The sequence below is a fragment of the Winslowiella iniecta genome (assembly GCF_001267535.1).
In the GTDB taxonomy this organism is placed as follows: Bacteria; Pseudomonadota; Gammaproteobacteria; order Enterobacterales; family Enterobacteriaceae; genus Erwinia; species Erwinia iniecta.
The window spans coordinates 152,312-168,101 of record NZ_JRXE01000006.1; the positions used below are offsets into that span (position 1 = coordinate 152,312).

Annotated in this window: 17 protein-coding genes; 11 read left to right on the plus strand and 6 right to left on the minus strand. The window is 56.2% G+C overall.

Annotated elements, in window-relative coordinates; genetic code table 11:
• The 4 genes from NG42_RS23360 to NG42_RS05835 all read right to left on the minus strand — a co-directional run.
• Positions 1-114 (minus strand): helicase HerA-like domain-containing protein (locus NG42_RS23360; RefSeq protein ID WP_052898385.1); only part of this gene is annotated, 114 nt, incomplete at its 3' end.
• 26 nt (positions 115-140) lie between these two features.
• The gene (locus NG42_RS05825; protein WP_052898335.1) at positions 141-782 is read right to left on the minus strand and encodes a response regulator; all 642 of its coding nucleotides are present in this window, start codon (positions 780-782) and stop codon (positions 141-143) included.
• 7 nt (positions 783-789) lie between these two features.
• The gene (locus NG42_RS05830) at positions 790-2,196 is read right to left on the minus strand and encodes a PAS domain-containing sensor histidine kinase (RefSeq protein WP_241488314.1); all 1,407 of its coding nucleotides are present in this window, start codon (positions 2,194-2,196) and stop codon (positions 790-792) included.
• A 153-nt stretch (positions 2,197-2,349) separates the two neighbouring features.
• A complete protein-coding gene (locus NG42_RS05835; protein WP_052898337.1) occupies positions 2,350-2,904 on the minus strand; it encodes an RNA polymerase sigma factor in 555 nt (184 codons plus the stop codon).
• Between the two features lie 289 nt (positions 2,905-3,193).
• On the opposite strand from NG42_RS05835, the gene sctW reads away from it, so the two are divergent.
• From sctW to sctU, 11 genes are read left to right on the plus strand one after another with little or no spacing between them, the layout of a single operon-like run.
• Positions 3,194-4,333 (plus strand): type III secretion system gatekeeper subunit SctW, encoded by a 1,140-nt coding sequence (gene sctW / locus NG42_RS05840; RefSeq protein WP_052898338.1) that lies wholly within the window; start codon positions 3,194-3,196, stop codon positions 4,331-4,333.
• A gap of 31 nt (positions 4,334-4,364) precedes the next feature.
• Entirely contained in the window at positions 4,365-6,488 is a 2,124-nt protein-coding gene (gene sctV, locus NG42_RS05845; protein WP_052898381.1) for a type III secretion system export apparatus subunit SctV, read from the plus strand.
• Positions 6,489-7,343, plus strand: a complete 855-nt coding sequence (locus NG42_RS05850; RefSeq protein ID WP_241488315.1) for an FHA domain-containing protein — start codon at positions 6,489-6,491, stop codon at positions 7,341-7,343. It begins immediately after the preceding gene.
• Positions 7,337-8,695 (plus strand): type III secretion system ATPase SctN, encoded by a 1,359-nt coding sequence (gene sctN / locus NG42_RS05855; RefSeq protein ID WP_052898339.1) that lies wholly within the window; start codon positions 7,337-7,339, stop codon positions 8,693-8,695. Before NG42_RS05850 ends, sctN begins: the two co-directional genes overlap by 7 nt.
• Positions 8,679-9,131, plus strand: a complete 453-nt coding sequence (locus NG42_RS05860) for a hypothetical protein (RefSeq protein WP_052898340.1) — start codon at positions 8,679-8,681, stop codon at positions 9,129-9,131. The genes sctN and NG42_RS05860 overlap by 17 nt, the downstream gene beginning before the upstream one ends.
• Complete coding sequence (locus NG42_RS05865; protein ID WP_053115664.1) at positions 9,128-9,820, plus strand: type III secretion system HrpP C-terminal domain-containing protein; 693 nt, start codon at positions 9,128-9,130, stop codon at positions 9,818-9,820. Before NG42_RS05860 ends, NG42_RS05865 begins: the two co-directional genes overlap by 4 nt.
• Positions 9,820-10,866 carry a FliM/FliN family flagellar motor switch protein gene (locus NG42_RS05870; RefSeq protein WP_052898341.1) on the plus strand — a complete coding sequence of 349 codons (1,047 nt, stop codon included), beginning with the start codon at positions 9,820-9,822 and terminating at the stop codon, positions 10,864-10,866. The genes NG42_RS05865 and NG42_RS05870 overlap by 1 nt, the downstream gene beginning before the upstream one ends.
• Positions 10,867-10,872: 6 nt before the next feature.
• Entirely contained in the window at positions 10,873-11,526 is a 654-nt protein-coding gene (sctR, locus tag NG42_RS05875; RefSeq protein WP_052898342.1) for a type III secretion system export apparatus subunit SctR, read from the plus strand.
• Positions 11,527-11,533: 7 nt separating this feature from the next.
• Positions 11,534-11,794, plus strand: a complete 261-nt coding sequence (gene sctS, locus NG42_RS05880; protein ID WP_052898343.1) for a type III secretion system export apparatus subunit SctS — start codon at positions 11,534-11,536, stop codon at positions 11,792-11,794.
• The gene (gene sctT / locus NG42_RS05885; RefSeq protein WP_052898344.1) at positions 11,794-12,606 is read left to right on the plus strand and encodes a type III secretion system export apparatus subunit SctT; all 813 of its coding nucleotides are present in this window, start codon (positions 11,794-11,796) and stop codon (positions 12,604-12,606) included. The genes sctS and sctT overlap by 1 nt, the downstream gene beginning before the upstream one ends.
• Positions 12,603-13,694, plus strand: coding sequence for a type III secretion system export apparatus subunit SctU (gene sctU, locus NG42_RS05890; protein ID WP_052898345.1), 1,092 nt, complete (start codon positions 12,603-12,605; stop codon positions 13,692-13,694). Before sctT ends, sctU begins: the two co-directional genes overlap by 4 nt.
• Positions 13,695-13,751: 57 nt before the next feature.
• On the opposite strand, the gene NG42_RS05895 is transcribed toward sctU, so the two are convergent.
• Positions 13,752-14,165: a type III secretion system chaperone gene (locus tag NG42_RS05895; protein ID WP_052898346.1), complete on the minus strand. Its 414-nt coding sequence runs from the start codon at positions 14,163-14,165 to the stop codon at positions 13,752-13,754.
• Between the two features lie 14 nt (positions 14,166-14,179).
• Positions 14,180-15,790, minus strand: a 1,611-nt coding sequence (locus NG42_RS22875; protein WP_206542082.1) for an AvrE-family type 3 secretion system effector, incomplete at its 5' end; no start/stop codon positions are given.

Here is a 15,790-nt window from a genome sequence, read left to right on the forward strand (position 1 = left end):
CACGGTCTTACCGGTGCCGGTCGCGCCAGTAATCAGGCCGTGGCGGTTGGCCATATTCGACAGCAGATGCAGCTGAGTTTTTTGCGTGCGGGCAATTAACAGGGGTGTGCTCATGGTGGCTCCGTTAGCGGCGTCCGGCGTTACTGCACCAGGTTATTATTCAGTGAATATTTCACGATATCGGCATTGCTGGTGAAATTCATTCTTTTCATCATGCGCGATTTGTAGGTACTGACGGTTTTATTGCTAATGGAAAGCGTATCAGCAATTGCGTTTATTGTTTCGCCATGTGCCAGCATAATCATGATCTGGCGTTCACGCATTGTCAGACTTTCATGCGGAGCACGGTTGCCGCTGTGATATTCGGAAAAAACAATTTCCTGCGCCAGATCGTGATCGATGTAGCGTGAGCCACGCGCCACGGTGCGGATGGCGTTCAGCAACACTTCAGGCGATTTATCTTTGGTGATATAGCCCAGCGCGCCGCTGTTTAATATCCGGCGCGCAATTTGCGGCTCGTTGTACATGCTCAGCACTAAAATACGCAGGGCAGGATATTGCGGAATAATTCGGTTAATCAGATCCTCGCCGCTGATGCCCGGCATGGAAATATCCAGCAGCAGCAGTGAGACATCGCAGTGGCGCAGACGCTCCAGTACCTGACTGCCATCCGGCGCTTCACCGACCACCTCAATATTTTTATCCAGTGCAAAAATTTGCTTCAGTCCCTCACGCATAATGGCGTGATCGTCGGCTATCATCAGCCTGATATGTTGTTCCATCTGTTGATCACCGTTTTTCTGTCTGAGAGTTATGTGGTGCGGATAGTGGGAAAGTCAGCTTGATGCGGGTGCCTTTACCCGGCGCACTGGTGATGGTCGCGTCCCCATTCAGCATGCGTCCGCGTTCCTGAATACCCTGCAAGCCAAAGGCATTTTTCTGCACGCGATTCACCTGAAAGCCCTTGCCGTTATCCACCACTTCAATCACCAGCGCGTCGGGCTGCGGCTTAACAAAGATATAGATATTACTGGCGCTGGCGTGACGCGCCGCATTGGTCAGCGACTCCTGAACGACGCGAAATGCGGCGGTCAGTGAGGCTTCATCCAGCTGGACGGTATGTTCGTCTGGGGCGATCAAAATGCAGCGGCAGCCGCCGTTTTTCATAAACTGATCGCGCAGCCACTCCAGCGCCGGGATCAATCCGAGATTCAGCACATTAGGCCGTAAGCGGGTAGACACATCACGCACCACCTGAATGGTACTGTCCACCAGATTCATCAGTCCTTCCAGCTGAGTCTGCACCACCGTGCTGCCCTCATCGGCTCGCATTGAAAGCAGCGACAGACCGGTGCGCAACGAGGTCAGATGCTGACCGAGCTCATCATGGATATCGCGCGCCAGCTGCTTTCTTTCCACTTCACGCGCCATTTCCTGATTGCGTGTCAGTTCGCGCAACTGTTGATGGGCCGCGCGCAACTCATCTTCTGTCTGACGCACCCGGGTAATGTCGCGGCCCACGGCCAGCACGCTGACAATTTTGCCCTGTAAGTTATATTCCGGTACGCAACGCACATGCAGCACGCGCTTTTTTCCGTGGCGCTCCAGCGTCAGCTCGCTCTCAGCTCCTTGTTCATCGACCAGCGTTTTAGACATCAGCTTAAAAAAGTTCAGGCCGACATCGCCCAGCGGTACGCTTTCGGTCAGTTGCCACTGTTGTAATTCACGTTCGCTGCGGCCAAACCAGCTCTGCACCGCCGGGTTGGCATAGACGCAGCGCATATTCAGGTCGAAACGCGAGATTAAATCCGGCGAGTTCTCTACCACAGTATTCATCTGTTTTTCACGCAGGCGCTGCTGATGCTCCTTGCGCCGCAGTTCACGCACATCGTGTACCACACAGAGAATATGCGGCTCACCTTCCGTGATGTAGCTACTGGAACTGACTTCCACCGGAATTAGTTCGTCATCGCGACAGGTATGGTGAGAGGTAAAAGTGATGCCCTCCGGGCGCACGCTCAGTTTCCACCATAAGGCGACGACATCAATATCGCGCAATTCACGGTCAAGGGTCGAAAATTGCAGTTGGGAAAATTCCTTCCGGGAGTATCCCATCAGCTGACAGGCTTTATCATTGACGTATTTAATCCGTAACTGGCTGTCGACCAGATAAATCGCATCGTGAATACGATTCAAGGCAATGTCAGATAAATTAGTTGAGTTTAAATCTGCGCGTTCTTGTCGGTTAGCAAAACCCTGCAGCAGCATAATTCCCTCTATTTAGTCTGCTTAATATAAGCATGATCATGTTAGCAGTTATACCGCGCTGGCCCGCCGCCGCACACCTTTTCAGGCATAAATACGCACCTTCAGCGCCTCTCGCGCGCGCGAAAGACGGGATCGCACGGTGCCAATCGGAATATTCAGACAGTGGGCGACATCCTGATAACTGCCTTCACCCTCGACCAGCATCGACAGCATGGTGCGGATATCAGCGGGCAGTTTTTCAATTGAGTCCAGTGTCGCGCCAAGCAGCTGTCGATGCTCAGTGATATCGCTGGGATCGTTGTCAAACAGCAGGTCAGCGGTGATGTCATCGTCAAGCTGATCCAGCAGATAGCGGCTTTGCTGACTTTTGTAGTAATTACGAATCAGATTAACAGCAATGCCAAACACCCAGGTCTCCGGGCGTGAAGCCCCGATAAATTTGTGCCGGTTACGTAGCACTTCCAGGCAGGTCATCTGTAAAATATCTTCACCATCTTCCTGGTTCGCGATGCGTTTACGAATGAAGTTTAGCAGTTTTTTATTGTGCGAAATAAACACCTCGTCCCAGTTAACATTCATCGAAAATTCAGTGGGATTACGCGATTCTGCCTGGGTGGTTGTGATTGTGCTCAGCATGATTCTCTCCGATTGATCAACAAATACGTTGTTTGTTCACATAGCAAGTGACATGCCATATCAATAAGTATTGCTAACGTATTGTTTTCATTTGCATCGTCGAAACAGCCAGGAGTTATCTGAGACGATTTTTGTCCGCCTTTACCGCCGGGTTATGCAACTAATTGCATTAGTCACCGGCAGTAATCATCGTGGTTTAGGGGGAATGATCTTTTTTCTACGCCAGCAGGGAACCGCAACCCGTCAGTCGACACAGAAAGGAGGTGATTAAAACTGAGGAACGCTGGCGATGATTAAAATGCAACCCGCTCTACCGGCGATGCAGCACACGTTGAAAGCGCTGATAAAAGCGGGAGAATCCGCCGCGACGAAAAATGCTGCCCGCGCGCCGGATAATGTCGCAACCCGCGCCGAGACGCTGAATGATTCGCTGGAAGAGATCGGCAGCATGTTCAGTGAAAAGATGGAGAGCAAAAACAAAGCGCTCAATCGCCGACAGATGCAGAGCAACCTGATGCGTAATAAACATCAGGTGACGAAAGTTGAACATCTTAATCAGCTGTTTCAGCTGATGGAGAGTAATGAAGAACAGGATCTGGATAAGTTGCTGGATCGGCTGCGCCAGGCGCTGGCTCGCACGCCAGCACCGGACAGCGAGGCGCTGCTGGAAGAGATGGGCGGCGACCCGGCGCGCTGCGACCTGCTTTTGCGCATGGTGCAGCAACACGCGACTGAGAAGGGAGAGATGGCGCTGGCTGATGCCGCCAGCCAACACCTCAACACACTGCAACAACAGCACGGCGATACCATTCGCGCTGGCAGCAATACCGCCTCGGCGATTGCGGAATTCACCAACGATCCGCAAGAAAAACAGTCACTGCGTAACCTCTATTACGACAGCATTGTGCACCATCAGTCGGCCATTGCCATGCTGGATATGTTGCTGGATCAAGTCAACGCTCAGCATTTCGTCCCGACGCTGCGAACGTTGCAGCGGGCGCTGGCTGATGATATTGCTGCGCTTGCGCCCTCGATTAGCGCCGGTGCCTTACGCCGGATCCAGCATGGTCTGCATGAAGCCGGGCAACTGAGCCACACGCTGGCGGCCAGCAGCACTTTGCTAAAGCGTATGCATAACAAGTTGCCAGAAGTGGCGCTTAGCGCCGTCGAGCTGACCCGCCGACTGCTGCAATTCAGCCATAACGGCGTGTACAACCGCGATTTCCAGCATCTGGGCGAAGAGGTGGTCGGTCAGCAGTCACAGCACCTGTCACTGTTTTTCAGTTGCCTGTTTCCGCTGGTACATCAGTTGCCGCATAGCTTATGGAAAGAGAGCGACAGCCGTAAAACCGCACTGGAATTGCTGCGCGGCATCATTACTGAACTGGCGAAGGCCGAACAGCAACAGCTGGCGCGCAGAAGCGCATGATGGCGATGCAGACTGACGTGAGAGGATGGCGATGAATGCCCTTTTTCTGATTCTGAACAAAATCGCCATCAGTGCGATGCAGCGCTCGGAAGTGGTCGGTGCCGCTTTTGCCATGGCGCTGGTGTTTATGCTGATTATTCCGTTGCCGCTGGGATTAATTGACACCCTGATCGCGCTGAATATCTGTCTCTCATGTTTGCTGGTGGTGTTGGCGATGTATCTGCCCAAACCGCTGGCGTTCTCAACATTTCCAGCCGTGCTGCTGCTGACCACCATGTTCCGGCTGGCGCTGTCGATCTCCACCACCCGGCAGATTTTAATCCAGCAGGATGCCGGACATGTGGTGGCGGCCTTCGGTAACTTTGTGGTGGGCGGCAATCTGGCCGTCGGGATGGTGATGTTCCTGATCCTGACGGTGGTGAATTTTTTGGTGATCACCAAAGGATCGGAACGTGTCGCTGAAGTCGCGGCGCGCTTTACGCTTGATGCGATGCCGGGCAAACAGATGTCGATCGACAGCGATCTGCGTGCGGGGATGATCGATGTCTGGCAGGCAAAAGCACGCCGTAGCGATCTGGCGAAAGAGAGCCAGCTGTTCGGTGCCATGGACGGGGCGATGAAGTTCGTCAAAGGCGATGCCATTGCCGGTCTGGTGATCCTGTTTATCAACCTGATCGGCGGCTTCAGTATTGGCGTGTTGCAGCTGGGAATGCCAGCCGGTGAGGCGATGCATATCTACTCGATCCTGACCATTGGTGATGGCCTGATCGCCCAGATCCCGGCGCTGCTGATCTCACTGACCGCTGGCATGATCATCACCCGCGTCTCCTCTGACAATGAAAAAACCCTTGATAACAATATTGGCCGTGAGATCGCCGAGCAGCTGACCAGCCAGCCAAAAGCATGGATTTTGTCCTCCATCGGCATGGTGGGTTTTGCCCTGCTGCCGGGCATGCCGACCGGCGTATTTCTCGTGCTGGCGGCGCTGACGATGATCAGTGGCGGATTTCAGTTATGGCGTGCACGCCATGAAGTGCGCCTTGCCCAGCCGCAAATGGAAAACGAAGTGATCCCGCCGGAACTGAATGGCAAAGAGGATTTGCGCCAGTTTAATCCGACGCGCCCTTATCTGATCACCTTTCCGGCGGCCAGCCGTGGTCAACCCGAAACGCTGGAGCTGGTGCAGGAGATTCGCCGCCTGCGTAACCGCATTGTTTATCACTTCGGCTTTACCTTACCGGCCTTCGATATCGAATTTGTCGACAATCAGGATGAGCACGAATTCCGCTTCTCGGTGTACGAGATCCCCAAAGTGATCGGCAGCTTTAATCTGCCGATGCTGGCGGTGAATAACCGCTGGCTGGAGCAGATTACCGAAGCCGATCGTGAAACGGTGACCGCCGGTGATGAGTTGCGCCGTGAAGGTGATCTGCTCTGGCTACCGGCGGATCATCCGCTGTTGCACGATCAGCAAGTGGAACGCTGGAGCGCACGCGAACTGCTGGTAAAACGCATGGAAAACGCCATTCATGCCAGCAGCCCGCACTTTATCGGCCTGCAAGAGACGCGCGCGCTGATGGGCTGGCTGGAGTCGGAACAGCCTGAATTGTCGCAGGAACTCCAGCGTGTGATGCCAATTGCCCGCTTCTCCAGCGTGTTGCAGAAACTGGTGGCCGAGCGCATTCCGCTGCGTTCAGTGCGGGCGATTGCTGAGGCGCTCATTGAACACGGCCAGCATGAACGCGACATCAATCTGCTGACCGATCAGGTGCGCATTACGCTGAAAAATCATCTCTGCTACCAGTATGCCCGGCCAGATGGCCTGCATGTCTGGCTGTTAACGCCGGAGCTGGAAGAGCAGCTGCGTGATGCGCTGCGCCAGACGCAAAACGAGATCTTCTTTGCGCTGATGCAGGAACAAATCGCGGCGATCCTCGACGAAGTCGGGCGGGCATTCAGCGCTGACAGCGATCAAAGTGCGGTACTGCTGGTGGCGCAGGATCTGCGCGGGCCGATGCGCACCTTGATCCACGAAGAGTTTCATCAGGTGCCGGTGCTGTCGTTTGCTGAGCTGCAACCTAATCTGGCGGTCAATGTGCTCGGGCGCATCGATCTTGATCCTGCCGTTTATTCACTTACCCGCTGGGAGAGTTAAATGATGTTCGAACTGCGTGTGCTGTCCGGCCTTCATTCAGGTGCGGCGTTGCCTCTCTCTGGCGACAGCTGGTTAATTGGACAGGCGGAAACCTCAGATTTATTGCTGACTGACCCGGGTATTGAGGCGCAACACGGCGTGCTGCACCGTGCAGACGACAGCTGGCAGTTACAGCAGCAAGAAACAGTTGAGCTGGTGGTCGGCGAGCCATTTGAGTTGGGCAGCGTCTGGCTGTGCGTGGCAGCGGCAGATATGCCGTGGAGCACGGTGACCCCGCCGCCGGTGGTTGCTGCGCCCGCTGCCGCGCCTGAAATTCCTGCCACTACAGTGGGTAAAAACGGTTTTCCGCGCTGGTTAACGGCGCTGATGTTCAGCCTGATGCTGCTGCTGACCTTCACTGTGGTCAGCTGGATTCTGCAACCGACGGTGGCACAAACTGAGGTCAGCCAGTCAATGCGCAAGCAACTGGACACGCCCAATGAAATCCGTGCGCCACTGCTGACCATGCTGCGCGAACGCGATCTGGCCGGAGCGGTCACGGTGGTTAACAGTAAAAAGTCGGTCACGTTAAAGGGCAAACTCAGTAAAGAGCAGATGCAGGTCTTTAACCGAATGCTTGGCCGCTTTAATGCCGAGTATATGACCGGCTTGCCACTGGATAACCAAGTGGTACCGCTGAAGATCGAGCTGCCGTTTCGTATTGTGCAGATTACCACCGGATCGCGCGCCAATATCGTGACCGATGATGGGCAGCGACTGTTTATTGGTGATGAGGTTGACGATCTGCGGCTGGTGTCGATCACCGACAATCGCATTGAATTCAATGGCCGCGACACCATCAGGGTGAGCTGGTAATGGCGCATTCACTGGATCACTGGTTCCGTCAGCAGCAGCAGCGACTGACCGCTTTCGCGCCGGTCAGCGCGTTTGGCCGCATCACCGGGATTAACGGCATTTTACTGGAGAGCAGCTTACCGCGTGCGCGTATTGGCGATCTCTGCCAGGTGGAGCGTAACGATAACAGCAGCGTGCTGGCGGAAGTGGTCGGATTTAACCCGCATCACACGCTGCTTTCCGCGCTGGGCCAGCTGGACGGTATCGCGCAGGGCGCACGCGTGACGCCGCTGTTTTTGCCGCACAGCATCAGCGTTTCCGAGCAGTTGCTGGGCAGTGTACTGGATGGTTTTGGCCGCCCGATTGCAGAAGGTGGTATCGGTGCTTTCGCCATGCCCGGTAGCGGAGAAGAGAGCTTCAGCGTGTCAGGCGACGCGCCGCCGCCGACTGAACGCCCGCGTATTGATACGCCATTACCGACCGGCATCCGCGCCATTGATGGTCTGTTAACCCTCGGCGTCGGCCAGCGCGTCGGGGTCTTTGCCGGCGCGGGTTGCGGCAAAACCACCTTACTGGCCGAGCTGGCGCGCAACACGCCCTGTGATGTGATCGTGTTTGGTCTGATCGGCGAACGTGGCCGCGAATTGCGTGAGTTTCTCGATCACGAACTGGATGAAGAGTTACGTAGCCGGACGGTGCTGATCTGCGCCACATCGGATCGCAGCAGCATGGAGCGCGCGCGTGCGGCATTTACCGCCACTGCCATTGCTGAAGCCTGGCGCGATCGGGGCAAAAGCGTGCTGTTGATCCTCGACTCCCTGACCCGTTTTGCCCGGGCGCAGCGTGAAATTGGCCTTGCTCTCGGCGAACCGCCAGGGCGCGGCGGGCTGCCACCGTCGGTCTATACCTTGCTGCCGACCTTGCTGGAGCGCGCCGGACAGACTAACACTGGCTCGATCACCGCGCTCTATTCAGTACTGATCGAGGCGGATTCGATGAACGATCCGGTGGCCGATGAAGTGCGCTCGTTGATCGACGGGCACATTGTGCTGACGCGTAAGCTGGCCGAGCGCGGACATTATCCGGCGATCGACGTGCTGGCCAGCCTTAGCCGCACCATGAGTAATGTCGTCGGGCGCGAACAAATCGGCGCAGCCACCGCCATGCGCCGCATGATGGCAGCCTGGCAACAGGTTGAGATGCTGATCCGTCTGGGGGAATACCAGCCGGGTCACGATGCGATGACCGATGCCGCCGTTGAGGCGCAGCAGGCGATTAATGGCTACCTGCGCCAGCAAATGCATGATCCTTCTCAGTTTGATCAGACGCTGATGCAGCTTTCGGAGGTCAGCCGTTATGCGCCGGTCGATTAACCCCGAAGCTGATCTGGCTGAAACGTCAGCAAATGCAGAGTTGCAGCAAACCTTTGCATTGTTGCTGCCCATCCGCCGTCAACGACTGAGCCGTAGCGAACGGGCGCAGCGTGAACAGGAGCGCGCACTGCGGGAAGCGAACAGCCAGCGCGAGGCGGCGGAAGTGCAGCTGGAAGTCTGTCAGCAGCGTTATCACCAGCTGCGCGACAGCTTCGCGGCTGGTGTGCAACCGCAGCAACGTCTGATGCAGGGACTGAACAAAGAGCGTACGGCGAATGATGCGCGACAGGGCCAGCAGCGCGAGCTGGAGCAGTGTCAGCAGCGGCAAACTGAACAACAGCAACGGCTGGCGCAGGCTCAGCAGGAAACGCTGGCACGTCAGCGCGAACTGGAAAAGCTTGAGTATCTGATTGGTGAAAGCGAGGTACTGCAATGACGCCATTACAGCAGCAGGCGCAGCGGGCGGCGGAAAAAGTTCAGGCAAACCAACATCAGCACCGCCGCCAGGCCGAAGAACCCCGTCAGCAGCAGGCGACTCGCCGTCTGCCGTCCGCGGCCGGGCAGACTGAACATGCGGCGAAAGCGACAGACAGGCCTGGACGTCATCAGAGCGAATCTGGCGACAGAACCCGGCGCACGCCAGCGCGTGAACGCCATTCATCCGCTGGCGAGAGTCCTGCACTGAAGCGTAGGGTGCCAAACGAGCCTGCTCAACAGGAAGCCTCGCTGTTCAGCGAACTACTCGGCGGCCAGTCCGCCCCGACGCTGGCGATGGCGGGCGCGGGTTATGACGGCTCAACGGGTCTTTACTCGCCAACGGCCAGAGCCAGTGAAAGCCACGCACCGGCGATGGCCGTCTGGCATCAGCTGGAGCCGTCACTGAGCGCAGAGCTGGAGAAACAGCCGCCGGGGCCGGTATCAATGACGTTGCTGTTACCCAAACTTGGCGAGGTGGATGCGCGTCTGTCGAGCCTGCCGACCGGTGCGGGCTGGGATATCAGCCTGCGCTTTGCGCCGCAGGCACTGGCGATGATCGCGCCACATCACGAACGCTGCCGTGAATCGTTGCGTCGCCGTATGGCCTGCCGTATTCGCCTGCGTTTTGAACAACGTGGAGGATGCTGATGAAGCCCCTACAACTGCGTCAGCAAAGCCGGCTCGAAGCCCGGCTGCGGCAAAAAATCGGCAGCGGCTATCGTTTTCCTTACCGACTTAACGGTGAAGCGGGCTGGTTGCAACTCAGCCTGACTGCCAGCGACGCGCCGCGTCCGGCGACGCAGGCGGTGCAGTGTGATTCAGGTTTGCTGCACTTATCCGATGCGGAAGCGGTATGCAGTCTGATGTCCTGTTGCCCGCTGTTACTGGAGCCGGAAGCGGAAGAAGCCTGGTACTGGCCGCTGTTTAATCAGTCACTGAGCGACCCGCTTCGCTGCCTGTTCGGACAGTTAGCCAGCCAGTCGACTTGTCCGCCGCCAGCCGACGCATTGTGGCTGACCCTGAATGTGGTGCTGGGCGAGCTGCGCGGTTACAGCCAGCTTAGTGTTTCGCTGAATACCCTCGCATTACTGCTGAATAAAGCCGGCTGGCAGCCGGTTATCCCACCGCCAGCGGACAAGCTGGCGCTCAGGTTGCCGCTCACGCTGGGGGCGCTGTCATTCTCCCTTGAGCAGCTGCGTACCTTGCGGCGTAACGATGTGATTTTACCCACCACCCGCCATTTTTCTCCTGCCGGTAGCGGTGTGCTGCGTGTTGCACACCTCAGCTTACAGGGCGAATTAGTGAGTGAGCAGGGACGTTCCGCCCATTTTTATATTACCGATTTGGAGACAACTGACGTGAATTTGACCCCTGATGATTATGAGATGGATGGGATGCCACAGCCTGATGAGGAGTGGTCGTCTGAACCACACAGCGAGACGTCAGTGTTCGATCCGCTGCCGCTGGCGCTAACTTTGCGCTGCGGTCATCTGAAACTCACCCTCGGCGAACTCAACCGACTGAGCGCCGGATCCACCGTGCTGGTCGAGCACGTTCAGCCGGGTGAAGCGATCTTATGCCACGGCGATTATCCGCTGGCGAAGGGAGAGTTAGTGGATGTCGAGGGGCAGCTTGGGCTGCAAATTACCCATATGTTGCCGGGGGCGGGCAATCCGCTGGCAGAGGACAGGTAAACCGCGATGGAGATGGGACCGCTTAATCCAATGATGCTGGCACTGTTTCTCGGTGCCCTGTCGCTGTTGCCGATGATGATGATTATCTGTACCAGCTTCCTGAAAATATCCATGGTGTTGCAGCTGACGCGCAACGCGATGGGCGTTCAGCAGGTACCGCCGACCATGGCGCTGAACGGTATTGCACTGGCGGCGACGCTGTTCATTATGGCGCCGGTCTTCAGTGAGATGACGCAGCGGGTCAAAGCGGTTCCTCTCGATCTCAGCTCAATGGATCGTCTTGAGTACACCATCGGTAACGGCATTGAGCCGCTGAAAAAATTTATGACTCACAATACCGATCCCGACATTTTGATCCACCTGCAAGAGAACAGCCAGCGCATGTGGCCTGAGGAGATGGCCAGCAACGTCAAGCCGGACAATATGTTGCTGGCGATCCCGGCGTTTGTGCTGTCTGAGCTGCAAAACGGTTTTAAGATCGGTTTCCTGATTTTCATCCCTTTTATTGTGGTCGATCTGATCGTTTCCAACGTGCTGCTGGCGTTGGGGATGCAGATGGTGTCGCCAATGACCATCTCACTGCCGCTGAAGATCCTGTTGTTCGTGTTGATCAGTGGCTGGACGCGCCTGCTCGACGGCCTGTTTTACAGCTATTTATGAGGACAACATGGATATTCTGACGCTTTTCCGCCAGGCGATGCTATTGGTGGTGCTGCTCTCCGCGCCGCCTCTGGTGGTGGCGGTGCTGGTAGGAGTGGTGGTTTCACTGATCCAGGCGGCGATGCAGTTGCAGGATCAAACCCTGCCGTTCAGCATCAAGTTAGTGGCCGTGGGGGTCACGCTGGCACTGACCGGACGCTGGGTCGGTGTTGAACTGATGCAACTGGCGCAAACCGCGTTTGCCATGATGTCGACGGTTGATGCCTGATGCTGCCCGGTGCGCCGCTGACTGACACCTTTCACGCCATTCTGGCGCTGGCGCTGGCTATGGCGCGTATTTTCCCCTGCCTGTTGCTGACGCCGATCTTCTCCTTCAGCGTGGTGAAAGGCGTCACCCGCACCGCGATTGTGGTGGCGCTGTCGCTGTTTATCGCGCCGGTGATCAAGCCACAAATCGATCTGTTGCAGCCCGATATGCTGACGCTGGCCGGATTAATGCTGAAAGAGCTGGTGATTGGCATGCTGACTGGAGTGCTGATGGCGATGCCGTTCTGGATGTATGAATCCATCGGCGGGCTGTTCGATAACCAGCGAGGTGCGCTGATGGGCGGGCAGATCAACCCGCAGCTCGGGCCGGATGTGACGCCGCTCGGCAAACTGATGCAGCAGTCGATAATTTTGCTGCTGATTATTGGTCTCGGCTTATCCACCATTACCCAGATCATCTGGGACAGCTATCAACTGTGGTCGGCAACCGCATGGATGCCGTTCCCCAGCGAAGCCGGCTTCCAGGTTTATCTGACCCTGTTGAGCGAAACCTTTACCGATATGGTGCTGTACGCCGGGCCGCTGGTGGCGATCATGCTGATGATGGATTTCGCTATCGGCATCATGAGTATCTATAGCCCGCAGCTGCAAGCCACGGCGCTGGCGATACCGATCAAATGTCTGCTGGGAATGCTGTTTTTTGTGTTGTATCTGCCGCTGCTGGATCACCTGGCCGGAGAACGTCTCTACCATCTGCGCGATATTATTCATCTCCTGCCAACGCTGGTTGAGCCGAAAGGGAGCACGCCATGAGCGAAAAAACCGAAGACGCCACGCCGCAGAAATTGCAGGAGTCGCGTAAAAAAGGGCAGGTCAGTCAGAGCCAGGATATCCCGAAACTGCTGATCTGTATCGGCGTGCTGGAAGCGATTTTTGCGCTGGTGGACAGCGGGATGCAGCGGATGGAATCGATGATGCTGTTGCCGCTGGCGCGGCTGCGCGATCCGTTTGATCACGCGATGGAAGAGGTGCTGACCGATTCACTGACGGTGATGCTGGCATTTGTCGGTGCGGTGTGTGGCATTGCCGTCCTGCTGCGGATTATTGGCGGCTGGGTGCAGTTTGGCCCGCTGTTCGCGGTGGAAGCACTGGCACCGAAATTTGAGTCGCTTAATCCGGTTAACCATTTCAAAAATATGTTTTCCGCCCGGCAGTTTACCCAACTGCTGACCAGCATCATTAAAGCGGTGATTATCGGTCTGATTGTCTGGCAGGCGATTGAGCCGGAAATTGGCGGGCTGGCACAGCTGGCACTCGGAAATCTCGATGGCTTCTGGCAGGGCGTGATGGCGCTGTTTGTTAAAGTGGCGCGACGGGTACTGATGGTAATGCTGGCGCTGAGCGCACTCGACTTTGGCATTCAGAAATATTTCTTCCTGAAGCAGCAGCGCATGAGTCACGACGATATTAAAAACGAGTACAAGCAGAGCGAAGGCGATCCGCATATGAAAGGGCATCGCCGCCAGGTCGCGCAAGAAATTCTGCATGAAGAGCCGAAAGCGCCGCGTCAGGTGGCGGTGGAAGAGGCAGATGTTCTGTTGGTTAACCCGACCCATTTCGCGGTCGGACTCTATTATCGTCCGGGAGAAACGCCGCTGCCGCGCCTGCTGTTTAAAGCCAGCGATGAAGAGGCAAGACAGCTGATTGAGCAGGCTCAGCGCAAGAAAATGCCGGTTATTCGCTTTATCTGGCTGACGCGAACGCTGTACCGCACCACCGGCGAAGGGGCTTATATTCCGCGCGAAACCTTAACGGCGGTGGCACAGGTCTATCGACTGCTACGTGAGCTGGAGGATCAGTATCTGGATGACGTGATTGAGATCAGGGATGACGCGGTATGAGGTCTTTGGCGGATATTCAGCTTCCCTCCCCGATAACAGCGGGAGGGAACACACAAATCAAAACTCTGCAAACATCTCGCGCAGCAGTTCACGCGCCTCGCGTGCCTGCTGCATAAACGCCAGCAGCAGCGGCGTAAAACGGGCGTTATCCAGCGCCACCAGCGGTTGCTGACTGCATAACCGAATCTGATCCTCATCATCCAGCGCCAGCCAGCAGCCGCGCATCGCATTCATCTCAAAATTCAGCGTCATCAGCAGTCGCCAGGCCGCCAGCTTCTCGCCATGTTGTTGCATGGCAAACAGCTGGCAGTGCAGCAACAGCGCATCACTGCCATCAGGTAGCTCCAGCACCACCGCTTCCTGACCACTGTCATCCTGTAACGCGCAGACACCGTTATCCAGTCTCAGGGTAATTCCCTGAGTGCTGGCAAACTCATCGAGCAAATTTTGTAACTGCTGTTGTGGCAACATGATTCTCTCTCCGGTTAAACAACACCACGTTTATCCTGAACTTCGGCATTGGTTAGTGCGCTGACCACATTTTCGCTGGCGTAGGCAATTTCGCCCTCCAGCGAAAAGGAGTGCGGCGTATCCTGATTTTCGCCGTAGCTGAAATTAATTTTGCCAAGGTTACGGCTCATCGACACACTGGCAGAGCTGGAGCCGCCGGTGACAAAAAACGGGATAGTAATCCCTTCCGGCTTGGTATTGGTTTCGGTAAACGTAATCGCTTTGATCCGCAGGTTATTGCGATCCTGTAGCAGCTTCTGAATATCTTCCGGCTGTGTCTGATGACTTAGCCACAGCTGCTGGGTGCGAAACTTCTCACTGTCTTTCATTTCCAGTGTCACCACCGCCTGAGTATCACTGTGCTTCTGCAACTCGCGGATCACCTCTTTCAGCATCGGCTTCTGTTCCATAAAACTGCTGATACGCTCGGCATTACTTGGCGGCAGTTCGCTGGCAATCAGGTTGTGCAGCACATGCATCAGGTTATTGCTGTCAATTTTGTGCAGGTTGTTATACGTGGTCTGATACTCGGCGCTATTCAGCGCCTGACAATGCAGGTCGGCCGCCTGTTGCTGGAGCGTTAGCTGTTTTGCGCTGTTAAGCACGCCATACTGGCCGTTGTTGGCCGGGGTCATGCTGAGCAGATGGCGGGTGAGCTTATCCAGCTTCATCTTCACCGCCTCTTTGTCCTCTTGCATATAGGTTTTCAGCTTGTCACTGGCAGGCTGAGGAGCGGCGCGGTACTCGCCCGCAGCGGTGATCGCTTTCATGCCGGAACCGCTGCCGGGCTGCGGCAGCTTATCCAGCGCCGCGCGCTCGGTTTTGGACAGCGAGCGCATCGTGCCAGGATTGGCGGCGCGATCGCGCAGGCTCTGTTCTTTCAGCGCCTGAACCGCGGGCGGCAGCGACATGTCCGGTTTCTCCGGCATGTCGTCGGCATCTTTGATCTCCTGCACCAGCGCGTTAAGCGTGGCGTCATCGAAATTCTTGCCAATCTCTTCCATCAGTTTATCCAGCTGATGCTGCTCGACCGGCTCCGCCTTCGCCATATCCAGACTCATACTCTGTTTGGTACGGTTATCAATACTGACCTGAATATTGGTGCTGCTGACGCCAAACATCGGAATGCGCAGCTGGTCGGCGGCATTGGTGGTGATACCCATTCCGCCGGCAATACCCAGCGTGGCGCTGGCATTGTTCAGGAAACGCATCCGGTTATCGCTACGATCGTTAGTCTGGCCGGTGGCGGAACGGGTGACATTGCGGTCGCGCTGGGCAGACGCCAGGTTAGCGCCCGCCTGAGCGAGCACATTGGCGCGGATAGTTGCCGCATTTTTTTTGCTGTCTTCACTGTTTGTGGGAAGGCTGACGCCGCCACCGGCAGTGGCCATCAGCGCCGAATCGGCGTTAAAGGTCAGCGTGGTGCCATTTTTCATCCGGTGTCCGACGCCTTTATCCATTAACTCTTGTGGATCAAGCTGGCCGCTGGTCAGTTGCTGAATAAAGGATTCCAGATCCGCTTCACTGATGGTGAAACTGATGCTGTTTTGCATCTGGTATTGCAACGCCATGGATAACATCCCGCC

Excerpts from the sequence above, each read along its gene's own strand:
- NG42_RS05825 (WP_052898335.1), bottom strand. The coding sequence starts at position 782 with ATGGAACAACATATCAGGCTGATGATAGCCGACGATCACGCCATTATG.
- NG42_RS05835 (WP_052898337.1), bottom strand. The coding sequence starts at position 2,904 with ATGCTGAGCACAATCACAACCACCCAGGCAGAATCGCGTAATCCCACT.
- sctW (WP_052898338.1), top strand. The coding sequence starts at position 3,194 with ATGATTAAAATGCAACCCGCTCTACCGGCGATGCAGCACACGTTGAAA.
- sctV (WP_052898381.1), top strand. The coding sequence starts at position 4,365 with ATGAATGCCCTTTTTCTGATTCTGAACAAAATCGCCATCAGTGCGATG.
- NG42_RS05850 (WP_241488315.1), top strand. The coding sequence starts at position 6,489 with ATGATGTTCGAACTGCGTGTGCTGTCCGGCCTTCATTCAGGTGCGGCG.
- NG42_RS05860 (WP_052898340.1), top strand. The coding sequence starts at position 8,679 with ATGCGCCGGTCGATTAACCCCGAAGCTGATCTGGCTGAAACGTCAGCA.
- NG42_RS05865 (WP_053115664.1), top strand. The coding sequence starts at position 9,128 with ATGACGCCATTACAGCAGCAGGCGCAGCGGGCGGCGGAAAAAGTTCAG.
- NG42_RS05870 (WP_052898341.1), top strand. The coding sequence starts at position 9,820 with ATGAAGCCCCTACAACTGCGTCAGCAAAGCCGGCTCGAAGCCCGGCTG.
- sctR (WP_052898342.1), top strand. The coding sequence starts at position 10,873 with ATGGAGATGGGACCGCTTAATCCAATGATGCTGGCACTGTTTCTCGGT.
- sctS (WP_052898343.1), top strand. The coding sequence starts at position 11,534 with ATGGATATTCTGACGCTTTTCCGCCAGGCGATGCTATTGGTGGTGCTG.
- sctT (WP_052898344.1), top strand. The coding sequence starts at position 11,794 with ATGCTGCCCGGTGCGCCGCTGACTGACACCTTTCACGCCATTCTGGCG.
- sctU (WP_052898345.1), top strand. The coding sequence starts at position 12,603 with ATGAGCGAAAAAACCGAAGACGCCACGCCGCAGAAATTGCAGGAGTCG.
- NG42_RS05895 (WP_052898346.1), bottom strand. The coding sequence starts at position 14,165 with ATGTTGCCACAACAGCAGTTACAAAATTTGCTCGATGAGTTTGCCAGC.